Here is a 17,918-nt window from a genome sequence, read left to right on the forward strand (position 1 = left end):
CGTTCTCGGCCGATAGGGTCGGCGCATGCCCTCACTGGTGACTCCCGCACTGCCGGCGGGGACGCTCGCCGCCCTCGAGCAACCGGTGCTCGACGGGGCGGACGGGGTGCGGTTGCGGCCCTGGCGGGAGAGCGACGTGCCCGCCGTGGTGAACGCCTTCGCCGATCCGGGCATCCAACGCTGGCACTGCCGCACCCTTGACGAGGACGAGGCCCGGGAGTGGCTCGCCCGCTGGCCGCGCGACTGGCACGCCGAGGTCGGCGCAAGCTGGGCCATCCTGTCAGAAACGGCCACACGACAGGACAGTCCCGGCACGGAACTGTTCGGATCGGTCGCGGGTCAGATCGGGCTGCGACGGATCGACCTGGAGGAGGGCCGGGCCGCCATCTCCTACTGGGTGGTCCCGGCCGCGCGGGGACACCGCATCGCGTCCCGTGCTCTGGCTGCCCTCACCGGGTGGGCGTTCGGCACCCTGGGCCTGCACCGGCTCGAACTCAGCCACTCCACGGCCAACCCCGCCTCCTGCCGGGTCGCCGCACGGTCCGGCTTCACCGCCGAAGGTGTACGCCGCAGCGAGGCCCGCCACGCCGACGGATGGCACGACATGCACGTCCACGCCCGCGTGCACTCCGACTGAGCCGTCCCGCCGGACCGTGGCCGCCTGCCCGCCCGCTCCGGTCCTCAGCGGTTCAGGGACCCGTACTCCATCCGCCACCGCTTCCAGCGCCACCGCTGCCCCGCCATCGCTTCCAGCGCCATCGCTTCCAGCGCCTCCACACGCCTCCACTGCCGGCGCCTCCACCCACCTACACCGCCAGCGCCTCCACCACCAGCGCCTCCACCCGCCTCCACCACCAGCGCCTCCACCCGCCTCCACCGCACGCGCCTCCACCCGCCTCCACCGCACGCGAGCTCGAACAGTCGCATCGTGGAGGCAGAACGGAAGCGGCGTGAGAGGTCAAGCGGACGCGGTGCGGGCGGGGCGGTGCTGGGCCAGCCAGCGCATCACCTCCAAGGCGTGCATCGCGGGCTCGGCGATCGGGTGGAAGACGTGCTCGACGGTGCCGTTCTGGATGATCAGGGTGATCCGGCGGTAGAGGACCATGTCGGCGCCGCCGATGGTGGGCAGGCCGAGCGCGGCGGCCAGGGTCATCCGCGGGTCGGGCAACAGCGGGTAGGGCAGGCGCAGACGGTGGACGAGCTCGCGTTGGTAGCCGGTGGACTGGGCGGACAGGCCGAACACCCGGGCGGCGCCCGCGGTCAGCAGCTCCGCGTGGTGGTCGCGGAACCAGGACGCCTGCTCGGTGGAGCCCCGGGCACCCGGGATGTGCAGGAGACTGTCCGGCAGGTCGACGCCGGGACGGCCGGTGAGCGGGTAGACGAAGACGACACTGCGGCCGGGCCCGAGATCACCGAGGTCGATCGGGCGCCCGTCGGTGGCGTAGAACTCCAGCGACGGGACGCGGACGCCGACCAGGCTCGCCGGATCGGCGCTGGCGCGACCGGGTGGCGGTGGCGGGATCCGGCCGGCCGCTGAATCCAGCCGCTCGTGCAGACCGTCACGCTGGGCGGTGAGCCGGCCGATCCGCTGGTGCAGGGCGTCGATCGCGCTGCGGTAGGTGGCCACCGCCGCCGCGCAGACGTCTGCCTCCCGCCCCTCGGCCAGACTCTCGACGAACGGCCGGGTCTCCTCGACGCTGAGCCCGAGCGTGGTCAGCTCGCGGATCTGCTGGACCAGCCGGATGGCGACCGGATCGTATTCCCGGTAGCCGTTGGTCAGCCGCCGGGGCACCACCAGCCCGGCCGACTCGTAATACCGCAAAGCGCGCACCGTCGTGCCCGTGCGCCGCGCCAACTCACCCACCCGCATGCCGCGACCCTAAACCCGCACCCAAGGGTCCGGGTCAAACCCGTTCGGGGGCACGAGAACAGGGCTCCCCTCGTCAACAGCGATTCCCCTCTTCAGTACCGCTTCCCTCTTCGGTACCGCTTCCCTCTTCGGTACCGCTTCCCTCTTCGGTACCGCTTCCCTCTTCGCCATGAACCGACCGTAAAGCCGTCCCCAAGGGCAGGGTCAAGCCCGAAAAACGGGCCGGGACGAGCGCGCCGATCACTCGAACATGAGTACTAAGATGGCGGGCATGACCGGCGCCTACCAGCCTTCCATGCTCGACCTGATGTCCGGGCCGCCCGGCGCGCTCACCGCACTGACCGGCCGCCTGACGCGGCATCAGCTGACCGCGGGCGCCTGGGTCGACGTCCTGCCCGGGTGGCTGACCGGGTCGGACACGGTCTTCGAGACCCTGCTCGGCATCGACTGGCGCGCCGAGCGACGGCAGATGTATGACGGCGTGGTCGACGTGCCCCGCCTGCTGCGATGGTTCGGCGGACAGGAGATGCTGCCGCACCCCGCACTGACGGAGGCGAAGGCGGCGCTGAACGCCCACTACGCCGAGGAGCTCGGCGAGGAGTTCGTGACCGCGGGCATGTGCCTCTATCGCGACGGGCGGGACAGTGTCGCCTGGCACGGGGACACGCTCGGACGGTCGGCGCGGCACGACACGATGATCGCGATCGTCTCCTTCGGATCACCGCGCAACCTGCTGCTGCGACCACGGGCCGGCGAGCACGAGACGCTGCGGTTCTCGCTCGGGCACGGCGATCTGATCGTGATGGGCGGCTCCTGCCAGCGGACCTGGGAGCACGCCGTGCCGAAAACGGCCAGAGCGGTCGGGCCGCGGGTCAGCGTGCAGTTCCGGCCAGCCGGCGTCGCCTGACCACCCGAGGAGCAGGCCACCCGAGGAGCAGGCCACCCGAAGAGTAGGCCAACCGAGGAGCAGGCCGCCCAAGAAGTAAGGCCGGCCGAGAAACTGAGCGGCCGGGCAAGCCCACCGGAGAGCGAACCAGCCGGGAGACGGACGGAACCCGCCGGTCCGGCGGTCGACCAGAGGAACCGGAGGTCGCATGGCGCAGGCGCGAGAACCGGCCCGGGGACAGGGCGACGCAGCGAGCCGAGTGAGACGGGCAATGCGTGGTCGCGCGCCCTACCATCACAGCAATCCATGAAGGACAGATCTCGGAGAGGTTGCCGCGACCGGTTTTCCGACGGTTCGCACCATCTCCGAGCTGGGAATCATCGCTTCAGGTAACGACGGCGTTGCAAGTGGTTGACGAGTGGGCCGAGAAAGTTACACTCCAAGTGTAAATAGTTGACCATCACTTCCTACCAGGACTTCCACCGGTCCGGCGAGGTGCCCATGGCAACAGATGACGTGGCAACAGATCACGTGGCAACGGATCACGTGGCAACGGATCACGTGGCAACGGATCACCGGCCCGACGAGCTCGGGCTGCACCACATCTCGGTTCGCTTCGGCGGCCTGACTGCTCTCGACGACGTGTCGCTGCGCGTGGCGCCCGGCCGGATCGTGGGTGTCATCGGGCCGAACGGGGCGGGCAAGACCACCCTCTTCAACATCGTCTCCGGTTTCGTCACCCCGTCCGAGGGTTCGCTCACGCTGGGCGGCCGGCCATGGCGGCCCCGGCCGCACCACCTCAACCGGCTGGGCATCGCCCGCACGCTGCAGGGCGTCGGCCAGTTCAACGGCATGACCGTGCTGGAGAACGTGATGGTCGGCGTGCGCGGGCGGCACGCGGAGTCCGAGGCCTGGACCGCTCTGGAACGGTGTGGTGTCACCCGCTTCGCCGGGGATCGTCCGGGGGCACTGCCCTATGCGGTCCGCAAACGGGTCGAGCTGGCCCGGGCGCTGGCGGCCCGGCCACGGATCCTGATGCTCGACGAGCCGGCCGGTGGGCTGGACGCCGACGAGATCCGCTGGCTGGCCGGCCTGATCAAGGACGTCGGCATCACGGTTCTGCTGGTCGAGCACCACATGGACCTGGTCATGTCGGTCTGTGACGAGATCCTGGTCCTCGACTTCGGCAAGCCGATCGCGCTCGGCACCCCGGCCGAGATCAGCGCCGACCCACGGGTCACCGAGGCCTATCTGGGCACCGCGGCCTGACCGGCACGTACCACCAGAACACCACCAGCAAAGCACGCGAAGACACCCGCACGACGGCCCTGAAGGAGGGACGCCGATGAGCACCCGTACCCCGACGACGGCGGGAGACCGCCGATGACCAGCGCGCTGCTGGAGGTCGAGGGCCTCACCGCGGGCTACGGCGCGGCGCCGGTCCTGCACGACGTGGACCTGACCGTCCACCCCGGAGAGATCGTCGCCGTGCTCGGCGCGAACGGTGCCGGCAAGACCACTCTGCTGCGGACACTCTCCGGCCTGGTCCACGGCCGGGGGCGGATCACCTTCGACGGGACCGATCTGACCGGTGTCCGGGTGGAACGGATGGTGCACCGGGGCATCGCGCACGTGCCGGAGGGCCGGGGCGTCGTCACCGAGCTGACCGTCGACGAGAACCTGCGGCTCGGCGGCCTGTGGCGACGGGACCGGGCGGACGCCCGCCGGGCGCTCGACGAGGTCTACGACCTGTTCCCACCGCTGGCGCAGCGCCGCGCGTACGCCGGTCATCAGTTGTCCGGCGGTGAGCGGCAGATGCTGGCGCTGGGGCGGGCGCTGGTCGGGCGGCCCCGGCTGCTGCTGCTCGACGAGCCTTCGCTGGGGCTGGCGCCGCGGGTAACCGGACAGATCATGGCGCTGCTGCGGGACCTACGGGAACGGACCGGCCTGGCCGTGCTGCTCGTGGAGCAGAACGTCCGCAGTGCGCTGTCGGTCGCCGACGCTGGTGTCGTGCTGGCGCTGGGCCGGGTGGTCGCCCGGGACCGGGCGGCGGCGCTGAGCACCGACGACGACCTGCGACACGCCTATCTGGGGTTCTGATGAGCCAATTCGTCTATCTGAGCTTCGACGGGTTGAGCCGGGGTGCGGTCTACGCCGCGTTCGCGCTGGCCCTGGTGCTGATCTGGCGGGCTGCCCGGATCGTCAATTTCGCGCAGGGTGCGATGGCGGTCGCCGCCGTCTACGCGGCGTATTCGGTGACCGCCGCGACCGGGTCGTACTGGCTCGGGTTCGTGGTGGCGATCGTGGCGGGGCTGGTGCTCGGGGTGACCGTCGAGCGGGTGGTGATGCGTTTCGTCGACCATTCGTCGCCGCTGAACGGCGTGGTGGTGGCGCTCGGGCTGGTGCTGGTGATCCAGGGCGTGCTGGGGATCGTCTACGGCAACGAGTTCCGGCCGGTGCCGACACCGTTCAGCCGGGACGCGTTCGAGGTGGGCGGGGTGGCGCTGCTCTCGCGCTACGACGTGTTCGTGTTCGCCGCGGTGGGCGCGGTGGTGCTGGCACTCACGCTTCTCTTCACGCGTACGAACGTGGGCCTGCGGATGCGGGCGGCGGCGTTCGCACCGGACGTGTCGCGGCTGCTCGGCGTGCCGGTCGGCGGGATGTTGACGCTGGGCTGGGCGCTCGCGGCGGCGGCCGGTTCGCTGGCCGGGATCCTGGTGATCCCGACCGAGCTGGGGCTGCATCCGACCGCGATGGACGGGGTGTTCGTGGCGGCGTTCACGGCGGCGGTGGTGGGCGGGCTGGACAGTCCGATCGGCGCGGTCGCCGGTGGGCTGGTGGTCGGGTTGCTGTTGTCGTATGTCAGCGGCTATCTGGGTGCCACGGTCGCCCCGATGGCGGTCCTGCTCCTGCTCGTGGTCGTGCTGCTGGGCCGGCCGGGCGGGCTCTTCTCCACCACGACGGCGAGAACGGCATGACGAGACCGAGTGTCCGGGAGTCACGGGACGCCGCTTCGGACGTACCCCGCGGGGAGAGACCGCGGAGCCTGCGCCGCCTCGCCCCGCCCGCGATGATCCTGGCCGGCGCCTTGGTGATCGTCGGGTTGAGCTTCCTGCTGCCGCCGTTCCGCAACTATCAGCTGGCTACGGTCGGCGCCTACTTCTGCGTGACCGGCGGCCTGACCGTCCTCACCGGACTCAACGGCCAGCTCTCGCTCGGGCACGGCGCGCTGATGGCGACCGGCGCCTACACGTTCGCGCTCGCCCAGAACCGCTGGTTGAGCCTGCCGGTGAGCCTGGTCGCGGCGATCGTGGTGACCACCGTGGCCGGTCTGGTGATCGGGCTGGCCGCGGCCCGGTTGCGCGGTCCCTACCTGGCCGGCCTGACGCTGGCGGTGGCGGTCGTGGTGCCGTCGGTGACCAGCACCTTCGACGAGATCTTCAACAGTGATCAGGGGTTGTCGGTGGCGCTCGACCCGCCGCCGGGGACGATCCCGGTCGAGCAGTGGCAGGCCTGGCTGTGCTGGGCGGGCGCGCTGCTCTCGACGTCGCTGCTGGCCGTGCTGGTCCGCGGGCGGTTCGGGCGGGATCTGCGCGCGGTCCGGGACGACGAGACCGCGGCCCGGCTGGCCGGTGTGGACGTGGCGCGGACCCAGGTGGCGGCGTTCGTGGTGAGTGCCGCCTGCGCCGGGCTGTCCGGCGCCCTGTTCGCGGTGCTCGCGCAGAGTGTCTCCCCCGGTGCGTTCCCGCTCACGCTGTCGCTGTTCCTGTTGATGGCGATCGTGATCGGCGGTCTGGGCAGTCTCGCCGGGGCGCTGGGCGGCGCGTTCCTGCTCGTCGCACTTCCCACGCTGGCCCAGGCGGTCGCCGAGGGGACCGGCTCGCCGCGGCTGGAGGGCAACCTCGCGCTGGTGATCTTCGGCGTGGTGCTCGTCGTCGTCATGCTCGCCGCTCCCGGCGGCCTGGCATCCATCAGATTCCGAAGAAGGAGGACCTCATGAGACGCACCGCGACGGCATTCCTCGCAGCCGCCGTCCTTCTGACCGCCGCTTGCGACGGTGACACCGGTTCGAGCGGCGCCGCCACTCCGGGCGTCACCGGCACCGAGGTCGTCGTCGGCACGCACATGCCGTTGACCGGCCCGGCCGCCGCCGGATACTCCAAGATCGCGCCGGCCACCAAGGCGTACTTCGACTTCGTCAACGCCGGTGGCGGCATCCACGGGCGGAAGATCAGCTACACGGTCAAGGACGACGGCTACAACCCGGCGAACACCCAGCAGGTGGTACGGGAGCTGGTGCTGCAGGACAAGGTCTTCGCCATCCTCGGCGGGCTGGGCACCCCGACGCACACCGGTGTGCTGGACTTCCTCAAGACCAACCGGGTGCCGGACCTGTTCGTGGCCAGCGGCAGCCGCAGCTGGAACCAGCCGGACAAGTATCCCGGCACGTTCGGGTTCAACCCGGACTACACCGTCGAGGGCAAGGTCCTCGGGACCTATGTGAAGGAGAACCACGCCGGCAAGAAGGTGTGCTTCCTCGGTCAGGACGACGACTTCGGCCGGGACAGCCTGGCCGGCATCACCAAGATCCTCGGGCCGGTGGCGGCCGAGGAGAGTTACGTGACCAGCAACCCGAACGTCGGGCCGCAGATGGGCGCGCTCAAGGCGGCCGGCTGCGAGGTGGTCCTGCTCGCCACGGTGCCCGGCTTCACCGCGCTGGCGATCGGAACGGCCGCGAAGATTGCCTTCAAACCTCAGTTCGTGGTGAGTAACGTGGGCGCCGACCCGACGACCGTCGGCAAGGCCCTGGGCGCCGCCGCGCCGCTGCTGGAAGGGGTGGTGGCGGCGAACTACCTGCCGCTGACCACCGACGAGGCGAGCCCGTGGATCCAGCTGTTCAAGAAGGTCAACACGGAGTACAACGGCAACGCCGAGTTCGACAACAACATCGTGTACGGCATGGCGGTGGCGTACCTGTTCGTGCAGGCGTTGCAGGCCGCGGGCCAGGACCTGACCCGCGACGGGATCGTCGCCGCCGTGCAGAAGAACGGTTTTCAGGGCCCGGGGCTGGTTCCGCTGCGTTTCTCGGCGACAGATCATGCGGGGTACGGGGGCACCCAGCTCACCCGGATCGAGGGCGGCAAGGCGGTGTTCTTCGGGTCGGCGTACCAGACCGACGACGGGGACGCGCCGGTCGCGCCGTACCAGGGACAGGCCGTGGCCCCGCCGTCGAACGGCATCCCGCAAGCATGACGACAGAAGGAGTTGAGCGATGGCCGACCAGGTAGCGATCGTGACGGGCGCCAGCCGGGGGATAGGTTTCGCCATCGCGCAACGCCTCGTGGCCGCGGGCGCGCGGGTGGCCGTGACCGGCCGGGACGCCGATGCGCTCGCCGCCGCCGTCAAGGAACTCGGCGGGCCGGACACCGCGATCGGACTGGCCGGCAAGGGCGACGACGCCGAGCACCGGGCCGCCGTGGTGGACGCGGTGCGGGAACGGTTCGGGCCGGTCACCACGCTGATCAACAACATCGGGATCAATCCGGCGTACGGGCCGCTGGCCGGTCTCGACCTGAACGCCGCCCGCAAGATGACCGAGGTGAACCTGATCGGCACGCTCGGCTGGGTGCAGGAGGCGCTGCGCGGTGGTCTCGGCGAGACCGGCAACGGCTCGATCGTCACCGTCTCGTCGGTCTCCGGGGTCCGCCCGGCGCCCGGGATCGCCTTCTACGGCACCACCAAGGCGGCCCTGATCCACCTGACCGAGGAGCTGGCCGTCGAGCTGGCACCGTCGACCCGGGTGAACGCGGTCGCGCCGGCCGTGGTGAAGACCCGGTTCGCCAGCGCCCTGTTCGAGGGCCGGGAGGAGCAGGTCGCGGCGACCTATCCGCTGAAGCGTCTCGGCACCCCCGACGACGTGGCCGGCACGGTCGCGTTCCTCTGCTCGCCGGACGCCGCCTGGATCACCGGGCAGACCATCGTGATCGACGGCGGTCTGACGCTGACCGGAGCGGTCGAGTGAAGCGGGTGGTGGTGACCGGCGCCGGTGGTGGGATCGGCGCCGCGCTGGCCCGGCGGTTCGCCGCCGACGGCGCCCGGGTCGTCGTCAACGACCTCGACGCCCGGGCGGCACGCGCGGTCGCCGACGACATCGGCGGGATCGCCGTGCCCGGGGACGCCGCCCGCGAGGACGACGTCCAGGGCCTGGTCGCCACCGCGTTCGACGAACTGGGCGGCATCGACCTGTTCTGCTCGAACGCCGGGGTGCTGTCGGCCGGCGACGAGACCACCCCGGACGAGGTGTGGCAGCGCGACTTCGGGGTCAACGTGATGTCGCACGTCTACGTGAGCCGGGCGCTGCTGCCCCGCTGGCTGGACGGCGGCGAGCCGAAACGGCTGCTGATGACGGTGAGCGCGGCCGGCCTGCTGACCCTGCTGGGGAGCGCCACCTACTCGGTGACGAAACACGCGGCGCTGTCCTACGCGGAGTGGCTGCGGGCCACGTACGGGCACCGGGGCCTGATCGTGCAGGCGCTCTGTCCGCAGGGGGTGCGCACCGACATGCTGACCCGCGGCAACACCCGGGGCAGTGGCAGTGCCGCGCTGCTCGAGGAGGGCGCGCTCGCCCCGGAGGCGGTGGCCGAGGTGACCGCGGCCGCGCTGCACGGCGACGATTTCCTGATCCTGCCGCATCCGGAGGTGGCCGGGTACGCCCGGTTGCGCGCGGCCGATCCGGGCCGTTGGCTGAACGGCATGAACAAGCTGCAGCGAAGCTTCGAGAAGTCATGAAAGGCCTGGACCTGGAACGCCTCCGGGCCTATCTGGACAGTCCGCCGCTGACCGCCGCGATGTTCGCCGGTGGCCGGTCGAACCTGACCTACGCGGTCACCGACGGCACCCACCGCTGGGTGCTGCGCCGGCCGCCACTCGGGCATGTGCTGCCCACCGCGCACGACATGTCCCGGGAGCACAGGGTTCTGGACGCGTTGTCCCGGGCCGGGTTCCCGGTGCCCCGGCCGGTGGCGCTCTGCACCGACACCACGGTGCTCGGCGCCCCGTTCTACCTGATGGAACACGTCGACGGGCGGATCCTGCGGGACGCTGCGGACATCGCCGCGATCGACCTGCGGGGTCTCACGCTCACGCTCGTCGACACCCTCGCCGACCTGCACGCCCTCGACCCGGACAAGATCGGCCTGGGCGATTTCGGCCGGCCGCAGGGGTTCAACGCCCGGCAGGCGCGGCGCTGGAAACAGCAGCTCGACGCGTCCCGCAGCCGGGAGCTGACCGGCATCGAGGAACTGCACGCCCGGCTGGCCGTCGACATCCCGGAGGGTGGGCCCGCGACCGTGGTGCACGGCGACTTCCGGCTGGACAACGTGCTGATCGCCGAGGACCTCACGGTCACCGCGGTGCTCGACTGGGAGATGTCCACACTGGGCGATCCGCTCAGTGATCTCGCCCTGATGCTGGTCTACGCCGGCCGGCCGCTGCTGGTCCGGGACGGGGAGCCGGTCGCCCCGATCGACCTGCCCGGGCATCCGTCACTGGGCGAGATGGCCGCACGGTACGCCGCCCGAAGCGGCCGTGACGTCGGCGATCTGCACTGGTACGTGGGATTCGCCGCGTTCAAGCTCGCCGTCATCCTGGAGGGCGTGCACTTCCGCTACACCAAGGGCCAGACGGTCGGACCCGGCTTCGACACGGTGGGCGCGATGGTGCCCGCCCTGATCGAACAGGGCCACCGCGCACTGGAAGGACACTGATGGACTTCGAGTTCGACGCGAAAACCGAGGATTACCGCAAGCGGCTGCTCGCCTTCATGGACTCGGTCGTCTACCCGGCCGAGGCCGAGTTCCACGCCGACGGCGACGGGTGGGGGCCGCCCGCCGTCCTCGGCACGCTGCAGAAGGCGGCCCGGGAGGCCGGACTGTGGAACCTGTTCCTGCCCGGTGAGCACGGTGCCGGCCTGACCAACCTGCAGTACGCCCCGCTTGCCGAGATCACCGGCCGCAGCCCCGCCGTCGCACCGCCCGCGCTCAACTGCGCCGCCCCGGACACCGGCAACATGGAGGTGCTCGCCGAGTTCGGCACCCCCGCGCAGCAGGAGCAGTGGCTGACGCCGCTTCTCGCCGGGGAGATCCGGTCCGCGTTCGCGATGACCGAACCGCAGGTCGCCTCGTCGGACGCCACCAACATCGGCACCCGCATCGTCCGCGACGGCGACGACTACGTCATCAACGGGCACAAGTTCTACATCACCGGCGCGATGAACCCGAACTGCAAGATCTTCATCGTGATGGGCAAGACCGACCCGGACGCCGCCCGCCACGTGCAGCAGAGCCAGATCCTGGTGCCCCGGGACACCCCCGGCGTCACCGTCCGGCGCGGCATGCAGGTCTTCGGATACACCGACGGCGATCACGGCGGGCATGCCGAGATCCTCTTCGAGGACGTACGCGTACCGGCCACCAACCTGATCGGCGAGGAGGGCGGCGGTTTCGCCATCTCCCAGGCCCGTCTCGGACCGGGCCGCATCCACCACTGCATGCGGCTGATCGGCATGGCCGAACGCGGTCTCGAACTCATGTGTACGCGCGCGCTGACCCGCACCCCGTTCGGCAAGCCGCTCGCCGAGCAGGGCGTGATCCAGGACTGGATCGCCGAGTCCCGGGTCCGCATCGAACAGGCCCGTCTGCTGGTCCTCAAGGCCGCCTGGCTGATGGACACGGTCGGCAACCGGGGCGCGCACACCGAGATCCAGGCCATCAAGATCGTCGTCCCGTCGACGGTGGAGTGGATTCTGGACAAGGCGATCCAGACGCACGGCGCCGCCGGCCTCAGCCAGGACACCCCACTGGCCGGCCTGTGGGCGAGCGCCCGCATGCTGCGCCTCGCCGACGGCCCCGACGAGGTGCACAAGCGTTCCCTCGCGCACCGCGAACTCAAACGCCACCGGAGCCGTCCGTGACCCCACAGCCCCGCATCGACGGCCGCACCGCACGGTCCGAACGCACCCGCAACGCGATCGTCGACGCCCACCTGCGCCTGATCAGCGAGGGCGACCTGCGTCCCACGGCCGACCGGATCGCCAAGGTCGCCGGCGTCTCACTGCGCGCCCTGTGGAGCCACTTCGCCGACATGGAATCCCTGATGACGGCCAGCGGCCAGCGTGTCCTGGAACACCGCGACGCCTCCCACCAGCCGATCGACGCCGGCCTTCCGCTGCCGGAGCGGATCGACGCGTACTGCCGGCAGCGCGCCCGCCTGCTCGAGGAGATCGGGCCGGCGGCCCGGGCGTCCGCCCTGAAGGAGCCGTTCTCGACCGGCCTGCAGCGGTACCGCAAGGTGCACGTGTCCCGCGTCCGCGACGAACTCGAGGCCGTCTTCGGCCCGGAACTCGGCGACGACCGGGAACTGGTCGAGGCCCTCACCGCGGTCAGCCTCTGGCCGACGTGGGACACGCTGCGCGGCGCCATGGACCTGTCCGAGGAGGGCGCGCGCACCGCCCTGACCCGCACGGTCACCGCCCTGTTCGCCTCACGAACCGACTGACGGCGACACCAGCCACGGGGCCGCTCCGCCCTCCACGGGGCGGCCTGTGGACATCTGGTCATCAGCTCTCGCCCGGCGATGCGGATGGGCATCACCAAGGGCCGGGTCTCGCAGATCGAGCGCGGCGAGGTCTCCACGGTCGAGGCCATCGCCCGTTACGTCGAGGCTCTCGGCGGCCGTCTGCAGATCTCCGCGGTGTTCGGCGACGATCAGTACATTCTTCGCGGGGCCGGAGCCGTGGCCGGGACCGGAGCCGGGGTGGACGCGGCGTAGGGACCGCGGCCACCCCGGGAGGCGCCCCTAGAGGACGACGACGGAGCGGGCTCCCTCGCCGCGGGCCATCCGGTCGAAGGCGGTGGGGACGTCGGCCAGCGTGATGCGGTCGGTGATCAGGTGGCTCAGGTTCAGCGTGCCCGCCACCACGTCACGGGCCAGGGCCGGGATCTCCAGGTCCGGGTCGGCCTGCCCGTACACCGAGGTCTGCAGGGTCCGCGCCGAGCTGAAGATGTCCAGCGCGCTCAGCTGGACCATGTCGTCGGCCGCGCCCATGCCGACCACCGTGACCCGGCCGCCGCGGCGGGTGGCCCGCCAGGCGGCCCGGATGGTGGCGGCCCGGCCGACCGCTTCGAAGGCGTGGTCGGCGCCGCGGCCGGACGTGCGGGCCCGGATGTCCTTGGACAGCGTGTCGGAGGAGACCACGAAGTCGGTGGCGCCGGCCGCCTCGGCCAGTCCTTTCTTGGTTTCGGCGAGGTCCACCGCGATCACCTGGGCGGCTCCGGCGGCGCGGGCCGCGGTGACCACGGACAGTCCCACCCCGCCGAGGCCGATGACCACGACCGAGTCCCCGGGGGCGACCTTGGCGGTGTTGCGGACGGCGCCGGTGCCGGTGAGCACCGCGCACCCCAGCAACGCCGCAAGATCAAAATCAAGCTCCGCGGGTACGGGGATGACCGCGTTCTCCGGAACGACCACCTCCCCGGCGAACGCCCCCACCCCGAGGGTCACGTGGACCGGTTCCCCGTCCACGGTCATCCCGTTCTCCAACGCCGCCACCCCGGACGAGGTGCTGCACAGCCACACCTCGCCGCGGTCGCAGAACCAGCAGGACCGGCAGGCCGGCTGCCAGTTCAGGACCACGTGGTCGCCGGCCGACGCCCGGCTGACGCGTTCGCCCGTCTCGACGACCTCGCCGGCCGCCTCGTGGCCCAGGACGAGCGGGTGCGGGGGCCGCAGCGTGCCGTTGACCATGGACAGGTCGGAATGGCAGACGCCGGCCGCGCGGATCCGGACCCGCACCTGGCCGGGGCCGATCTCGGGCAGGCGCAGCTCCTCGACGGCGGCCGGGACGCCGTCGGCGCGTACCACCAGGCCGGGCACGTAGTGGGTCATCGCTGGATCGCCTTCACCTGCTGGAACTCCTCCAGGCCGTGGACGCCGAGTTCGCGGCCGATGCCGGACTGCTTGTAGCCGCCGAACGGGGCGAACGGGTTGAACGCGCCGCCGTTGACGTCGACGGCGCCGGTGCGCAGGCGGCGGGCCACCGACAGGGCCCGTTCGTCGGCGCCCCAGACCGCCCCGGCCAGGCCGTACTTGGAGTTGTTGGCGATCGCCACGGCCTCGTCGTCGCTGTCGAACGCCATGATCGACAGGACCGGTCCGAAGATCTCCTCCTGGGCCAGGTCGCTGTCCGGGTCGACGTCGGCGAAGATGGTCGGCGCCACGAAGTACCCGGTGGGCGGGACCGGGGCGTCCGGTCCGCCGGTGACCAGCCGGGCGGTGGCGTGGTCGATGAAGTGGTTGACCCGGTCGCGCTGGGCGGCGGAGACCAGCGGCCCGAGCCGGGTGGTCTGGTCGAACGGGTCACCCATCAGATAGGCGGTGGAGGATTTGGCGGCCAGTTCGACCGCCTCGTCGTAGCGGCTGCGGTGGACCAGCATCCGGGTCAGGGCGGTGCAGGTCTGACCGGAGTTGAGGTACGCGTTGGCCACGCCGGTCTTGACCGCCCGGACCAGGTCGGCGTCTTCGAGGATCACGTTGGCCGACTTGCCGCCGAGTTCCAGCGAGACCTTCGCGATCCGGTCGGCGGCGGCGTGCGTGATCGCCCGGCCGGTGGCCGTCGAACCGGTGAACGACACCATGTCGATCTCCGGGTGGCCGGCGATGGCCGCCCCGACGACGGGTCCGGTGCCGGTGACCAGGTTGAGCACGCCGGCCGGCAGGCCCGCCTCGTGTGCCGCCTCGACCAGGAAGTACGCCACCAGGGGCGTCAGCTCGCTGGGTTTGAGGACCACGGTGTTCCCGGCGGCGAGGGCGGCGCCGACCTTGGCGACGACCTGGTGCAGCGGATAGTTCCAGGGGGTGATCGCACCGACCACGCCGACCGGTTCGCGGACCACCACCGAGTTGCCGATGGTCTCCTCGCGGGGTGGACGGGCCGCGATTTCCGCGTACCCCTGAAGGACCGTGAGGGGCAGGCCCGCCTGGACCGCCTTGGCGACCTTGAGGGGGGAGCCGAGTTCCTGGCCCACGGTGCGGGCGATGTCGGCGGCCCGGGCGGCGAGCGCCTGGTGCATGCGGCCGAGGGTCGCGCCGCGTTCGGCGGGTGATGTCATCGACCAGGTGCCGAAGGCGTGGCGCGCGGCCGCGACCGCGAGGTCGACGTCCTCGGCGGTGCCGGCCGGCACGTGCCCGAAGTTCTGCTCGGTGAACGGGTTCTCCACCGGGATCCGGTCGGCGGAGTCCGGCGGCACCCATGCGCCCCCGATGTACAGCTCGTCGCGGAAGACCGACGTCATCGGCGTACCCCCTGGTCGTAGCGGTCGGAGAGGCTGGTGATCAGCAGATCCAGCCCTAGTGCGAACGCGCCCTCGTCGACCTCGTCGTGGTGTGCGGCGAGTTCGTGGGCGCGGTGCAGGTGCGGGTAGCGCGCGTAGAGCTCCGGGTCGGCGGCGAAGCCGAGCGCGAAGGACCCGAGCGCGGACCCGGTGATCAGGTATCGCATCAGCGCGCCGATGTGCGTGGCCCGGGCCCGGGACCAGCCGGCGTCGATCAGCGCGCCGTAGACCGCCTCGGCCATCGCCAGTCCGGCCGGTCGCCGGCCGGGGCCGGTGGCCAGCACCGGGACGATGTTCGGGTGGGCGGTGAGGACCGCGTGGTACGACTTCGCCCACAGTCGCAGGCCGTCGCGCCAGTCGGCGCCGGTGAACACGTCGACGTCGACCTGGGCGACGACCGATTCGGCGACCGCGTCGACGATCTCGGCCTTGGTGGCGAAGTGGTTGTAGAGCGACGGGCCCTGCACACCGAGTTCGGTGGCGAGGCGGCGCATGGACAGCGCTGCCAGCCCCTCGGCGTCGATCATCGCGGAGGCCGCCTCGACGATGCGCTGCCTGGTCAGCAGCGCCTGCCGTGGACGAGCCATCGAAACTCCTGAGAAAAAGACGTTGTCAACTCTGGACGCGTTAAAACTTACGCCGCTAGTTTATGCCCAGCTGCGACGTACATCACTTCGCGAGCTTACGAAGATCGGAGGACACATGACGACGTTGTCCCTGGCCACCGTTCTCGCCGAGTCGGCACGCCGCTACCCCGCCAAGGTCGCGGTCATCGACGGCGGTGCACGGATCACTTACGACGAGCTCTGGGGTCAGACCCTCGCCTATGCCGCCGGGCTCCGGGAGCTGGGTGCGGGGCCGGGCAGCACGATCGCCGTGATGATCCCCAATGTGGCGGACTTCCCGCGGGTCTACTACGCCGCCCTGGCGGTCGGCGCCCGGATCGTGCCGGTCTCGCTGCTGCTGACTCCCGAGGAGGTCGGCTACATCCTGGCCGACTGCGAGGCCGATCTGCTGGTCACGCACTCCGCTCTGCTGCCGGTCGCCGCCGCGGCCGCGGCCGCCACCGGTGTCCGGCTGGTCAACGTCGGCCCGCTGCCACCGGAGTTGCCGAACCCACCGCAACGCCTGGAGGAGGTGTCCGCGCGGGTCCCCGCGCTGCCCGCCCATGTGACGCGGGAAGCCGAGGACGTCGCGGTGGTCCTCTACACCAGCGGCACCACCGGCAAACCGAAGGGCGCCCTGCTCACGCACCTCAACCTGGTGCTGAACACGGCGGTGAACGTGTTCGACATCCACGATCTGCGCCCCGACGACGTGGTCCTCGGCTGCCTGCCGCTGTTCCACACGTTCGGCCAGACGGTCGGCATGAACGCCACGTTCCGGCTGGGCGGCACGCTGGTGCTGCTGGCCCGGTTCTCCGGCGAGGCGGCGATCGACCTGATGCTGCGAGAGAACGTGACGATCTTCCACGGCGTGCCGACGATGTACATCGGGTTGCTGGAGGCGGCGGCGAAGGCGGAACGTCTGCCGTCGCTGCGGCTGTGCGCCTCGGGCGGCGCGTCGCTGCCGGTCGCGGTGCTGGAGAAGTTCGCGGCGGCGTTCGGCGCGCACATCTGGGAGGGGTACGGCCTGTCCGAGACCTCCCCGGTGGCCACCACCAACCAGCCCGCGTTCGGGACCGAGCCCGGCACGGTCGGCCACCCGATCTGGGGTGTCGAGGTGGAGATCGCCCGCCCGGAGATCCCGGAGCGCATCGAACTCCTGCCGACGGGTGAGCTGGGCGAGATCGTGATCCGCGGGCACAACGTGTTCGCCGGCTACCTGAACCGGCCGGAGGCGACGAAGGAGGCGATCGTCGACGGGTGGTTCCGCTCCGGCGACCTGGGCACCAAGGACGAGCGCGGGTTCGTCCGGATCGTCGACCGCACCAAGGACCTGATCATCCGGGGTGGTTTCAACGTCTACCCGCGCGAGGTGGAGGAGGTGCTCGCCCGGCACCCGGCCGTCCAGCAGGTGGCGGTGATCGGGGTGCCGGACGAGGTGCACGGCGAGGAGGTCTGCGCCGTGGTGATCCTGCAGGACAAGGGCCTGTCGGAGCAGGAGCTGATCGACTGGTCGAAGGAGCACCTGGGCCGGCACAAGTATCCCCGTCAGGTCAGGTTCACCGAGGCGCTGCCGATGGGCCCCAGCATGAAGGTGCTCAAGCGGGAGCTGCGCCAGCAGTACTCAGGTCAGTAGCTCGGGCAGCTCGGCGACGATCGGCTTGTCGGCGGGCAGCCACGGGACGCTGTCCAGCTGGTCCACGGTCAGCCAGCGCATGGAGCGGTGCTCCAGCGCCTTCGGGATGTCGCCGCCGAGCAGTTCGGCGGCGTAGACCCGGAGCAGGGCCCGGCCGTGGGCCAGCGGCACGTCCGGGCCGACCCGGTCGCCGACGGTGACCCGGACGCCCAGTTCCTCGACGCATTCGCGGGCCAGCGCCTGCTGTTCGGTCTCCCCCGCCTCGACCTTGCCACCCGGGAACTCCCAGCGCCCGGCCGCCTCGGGCGGGGAGCTGCGCTCGCAGGCCAGCACCCGGCCTGCGGTAATGATCACTGCCGCGACGATCACCCTGGGTGATGACGCGGGCTTGACGTACTGTTCCGGCGGCATGGATTCAAAGATCCCACAGAAGTTCACCGTTCAGGTTGCCCGTTGCGGCCCCGATCGTCACGCAAACACGGATATGTGGGCGTGGACACGGATGTCCGGAGCGGCGAAACTGTGGGGCACC

The 17,918-nt window shown here is 71.0% G+C and carries 19 protein-coding genes; 14 read left to right on the forward strand and 5 right to left on the reverse strand.

The window, feature by feature from the left end; translation table 11 throughout:
- The first annotated feature begins 25 nt into the window (after positions 1–25).
- Positions 26–637, forward strand: coding sequence for a GNAT family N-acetyltransferase (locus WH85_RS33270; RefSeq protein WP_045746043.1), 612 nt, complete (start codon positions 26–28; stop codon positions 635–637).
- 321 nt (positions 638–958) lie between these two features.
- Here the strand turns inward: WH85_RS33270 and WH85_RS33275 are convergent, their stop codons facing one another.
- On the reverse strand, positions 959–1,870 hold the full coding sequence (locus tag WH85_RS33275; RefSeq protein ID WP_045746044.1) for a MerR family transcriptional regulator: 912 nt from the start codon (positions 1,868–1,870) through the stop codon (positions 959–961).
- Positions 1,871–2,141: 271 nt separating this feature from the next.
- On the opposite strand from WH85_RS33275, the gene WH85_RS33280 reads away from it, so the two are divergent.
- The 12 genes from WH85_RS33280 to WH85_RS33335 all read left to right on the forward strand — a co-directional run bounded on the left by WH85_RS33280 (position 2,142) and on the right by WH85_RS33335 (position 12,584).
- Positions 2,142–2,777 carry an alpha-ketoglutarate-dependent dioxygenase AlkB gene (locus tag WH85_RS33280; protein WP_045746045.1) on the forward strand — a complete coding sequence of 212 codons (636 nt, stop codon included), beginning with the start codon at positions 2,142–2,144 and terminating at the stop codon, positions 2,775–2,777.
- Between the two features lie 540 nt (positions 2,778–3,317).
- On the forward strand, positions 3,318–4,025 hold the full coding sequence (locus WH85_RS33285; RefSeq protein WP_045746046.1) for an ABC transporter ATP-binding protein: 708 nt from the start codon (positions 3,318–3,320) through the stop codon (positions 4,023–4,025).
- A gap of 114 nt (positions 4,026–4,139) precedes the next feature.
- Complete coding sequence (locus WH85_RS33290; protein ID WP_083449438.1) at positions 4,140–4,856, forward strand: ABC transporter ATP-binding protein; 717 nt, start codon at positions 4,140–4,142, stop codon at positions 4,854–4,856.
- Complete coding sequence (locus WH85_RS33295) at positions 4,856–5,734, forward strand: branched-chain amino acid ABC transporter permease (protein ID WP_045746047.1); 879 nt, start codon at positions 4,856–4,858, stop codon at positions 5,732–5,734. The genes WH85_RS33290 and WH85_RS33295 overlap by 1 nt, the downstream gene beginning before the upstream one ends.
- Positions 5,731–6,756, forward strand: coding sequence for a branched-chain amino acid ABC transporter permease (locus tag WH85_RS33300; RefSeq protein WP_083449439.1), 1,026 nt, complete (start codon positions 5,731–5,733; stop codon positions 6,754–6,756). The genes WH85_RS33295 and WH85_RS33300 overlap by 4 nt, the downstream gene beginning before the upstream one ends.
- Complete coding sequence (locus tag WH85_RS33305; RefSeq protein WP_045746049.1) at positions 6,753–8,009, forward strand: ABC transporter substrate-binding protein; 1,257 nt, start codon at positions 6,753–6,755, stop codon at positions 8,007–8,009. Before WH85_RS33300 ends, WH85_RS33305 begins: the two co-directional genes overlap by 4 nt.
- Positions 8,010–8,028: 19 nt before the next feature.
- Positions 8,029–8,778 carry an SDR family oxidoreductase gene (locus tag WH85_RS33310; RefSeq protein ID WP_045746050.1) on the forward strand — a complete coding sequence of 250 codons (750 nt, stop codon included), beginning with the start codon at positions 8,029–8,031 and terminating at the stop codon, positions 8,776–8,778.
- On the forward strand, positions 8,775–9,545 hold the full coding sequence (locus tag WH85_RS33315; RefSeq protein WP_045746051.1) for an SDR family oxidoreductase: 771 nt from the start codon (positions 8,775–8,777) through the stop codon (positions 9,543–9,545). Before WH85_RS33310 ends, WH85_RS33315 begins: the two co-directional genes overlap by 4 nt.
- Positions 9,542–10,522, forward strand: coding sequence for a phosphotransferase family protein (locus WH85_RS33320; protein WP_045746052.1), 981 nt, complete (start codon positions 9,542–9,544; stop codon positions 10,520–10,522). The genes WH85_RS33315 and WH85_RS33320 overlap by 4 nt, the downstream gene beginning before the upstream one ends.
- Entirely contained in the window at positions 10,522–11,727 is a 1,206-nt protein-coding gene (locus WH85_RS33325) for an acyl-CoA dehydrogenase family protein (RefSeq protein ID WP_045746053.1), read from the forward strand. The genes WH85_RS33320 and WH85_RS33325 overlap by 1 nt, the downstream gene beginning before the upstream one ends.
- The gene (locus WH85_RS33330; RefSeq protein WP_045746054.1) at positions 11,724–12,311 is read left to right on the forward strand and encodes a TetR/AcrR family transcriptional regulator; all 588 of its coding nucleotides are present in this window, start codon (positions 11,724–11,726) and stop codon (positions 12,309–12,311) included. The genes WH85_RS33325 and WH85_RS33330 overlap by 4 nt, the downstream gene beginning before the upstream one ends.
- A gap of 78 nt (positions 12,312–12,389) precedes the next feature.
- Positions 12,390–12,584 carry a helix-turn-helix domain-containing protein gene (locus WH85_RS33335; protein ID WP_211275522.1) on the forward strand — a complete coding sequence of 65 codons (195 nt, stop codon included), beginning with the start codon at positions 12,390–12,392 and terminating at the stop codon, positions 12,582–12,584.
- Positions 12,585–12,611: 27 nt separating this feature from the next.
- Here WH85_RS33335 and WH85_RS33340 read toward each other — a convergent pair whose 3' ends face one another.
- Genes WH85_RS33340 through WH85_RS33350 form a run of 3 tightly spaced genes read right to left on the reverse strand, consistent with a single transcriptional unit; the run spans position 12,612 to position 15,732 of the window.
- The gene (locus WH85_RS33340; RefSeq protein ID WP_157411367.1) at positions 12,612–13,700 is read right to left on the reverse strand and encodes an alcohol dehydrogenase catalytic domain-containing protein; all 1,089 of its coding nucleotides are present in this window, start codon (positions 13,698–13,700) and stop codon (positions 12,612–12,614) included.
- Positions 13,697–15,106 (reverse strand): aldehyde dehydrogenase family protein, encoded by a 1,410-nt coding sequence (locus tag WH85_RS33345; RefSeq protein WP_045746055.1) that lies wholly within the window; start codon positions 15,104–15,106, stop codon positions 13,697–13,699. The genes WH85_RS33340 and WH85_RS33345 overlap by 4 nt, the downstream gene beginning before the upstream one ends.
- Positions 15,103–15,732 carry a TetR/AcrR family transcriptional regulator gene (locus WH85_RS33350; protein ID WP_045746056.1) on the reverse strand — a complete coding sequence of 210 codons (630 nt, stop codon included), beginning with the start codon at positions 15,730–15,732 and terminating at the stop codon, positions 15,103–15,105. The genes WH85_RS33345 and WH85_RS33350 overlap by 4 nt, the downstream gene beginning before the upstream one ends.
- Positions 15,733–15,847: 115 nt before the next feature.
- Between WH85_RS33350 and WH85_RS33355 the strand changes: the two genes are divergently transcribed.
- Complete coding sequence (locus tag WH85_RS33355; protein WP_045746057.1) at positions 15,848–17,386, forward strand: long-chain-fatty-acid--CoA ligase; 1,539 nt, start codon at positions 15,848–15,850, stop codon at positions 17,384–17,386.
- Here the strand turns inward: WH85_RS33355 and WH85_RS33360 are convergent.
- Positions 17,375–17,797 (reverse strand): (deoxy)nucleoside triphosphate pyrophosphohydrolase, encoded by a 423-nt coding sequence (locus tag WH85_RS33360; RefSeq protein WP_211275523.1) that lies wholly within the window; start codon positions 17,795–17,797, stop codon positions 17,375–17,377. The genes WH85_RS33355 and WH85_RS33360 overlap by 12 nt on opposite strands.
- Positions 17,798–17,918 lie beyond the last annotated feature (121 nt).

The organism is Actinoplanes rectilineatus (assembly GCF_000962825.1).
Classification (GTDB): Bacteria; Actinomycetota; Actinomycetes; order Mycobacteriales; family Micromonosporaceae; genus Actinoplanes; species Actinoplanes rectilineatus.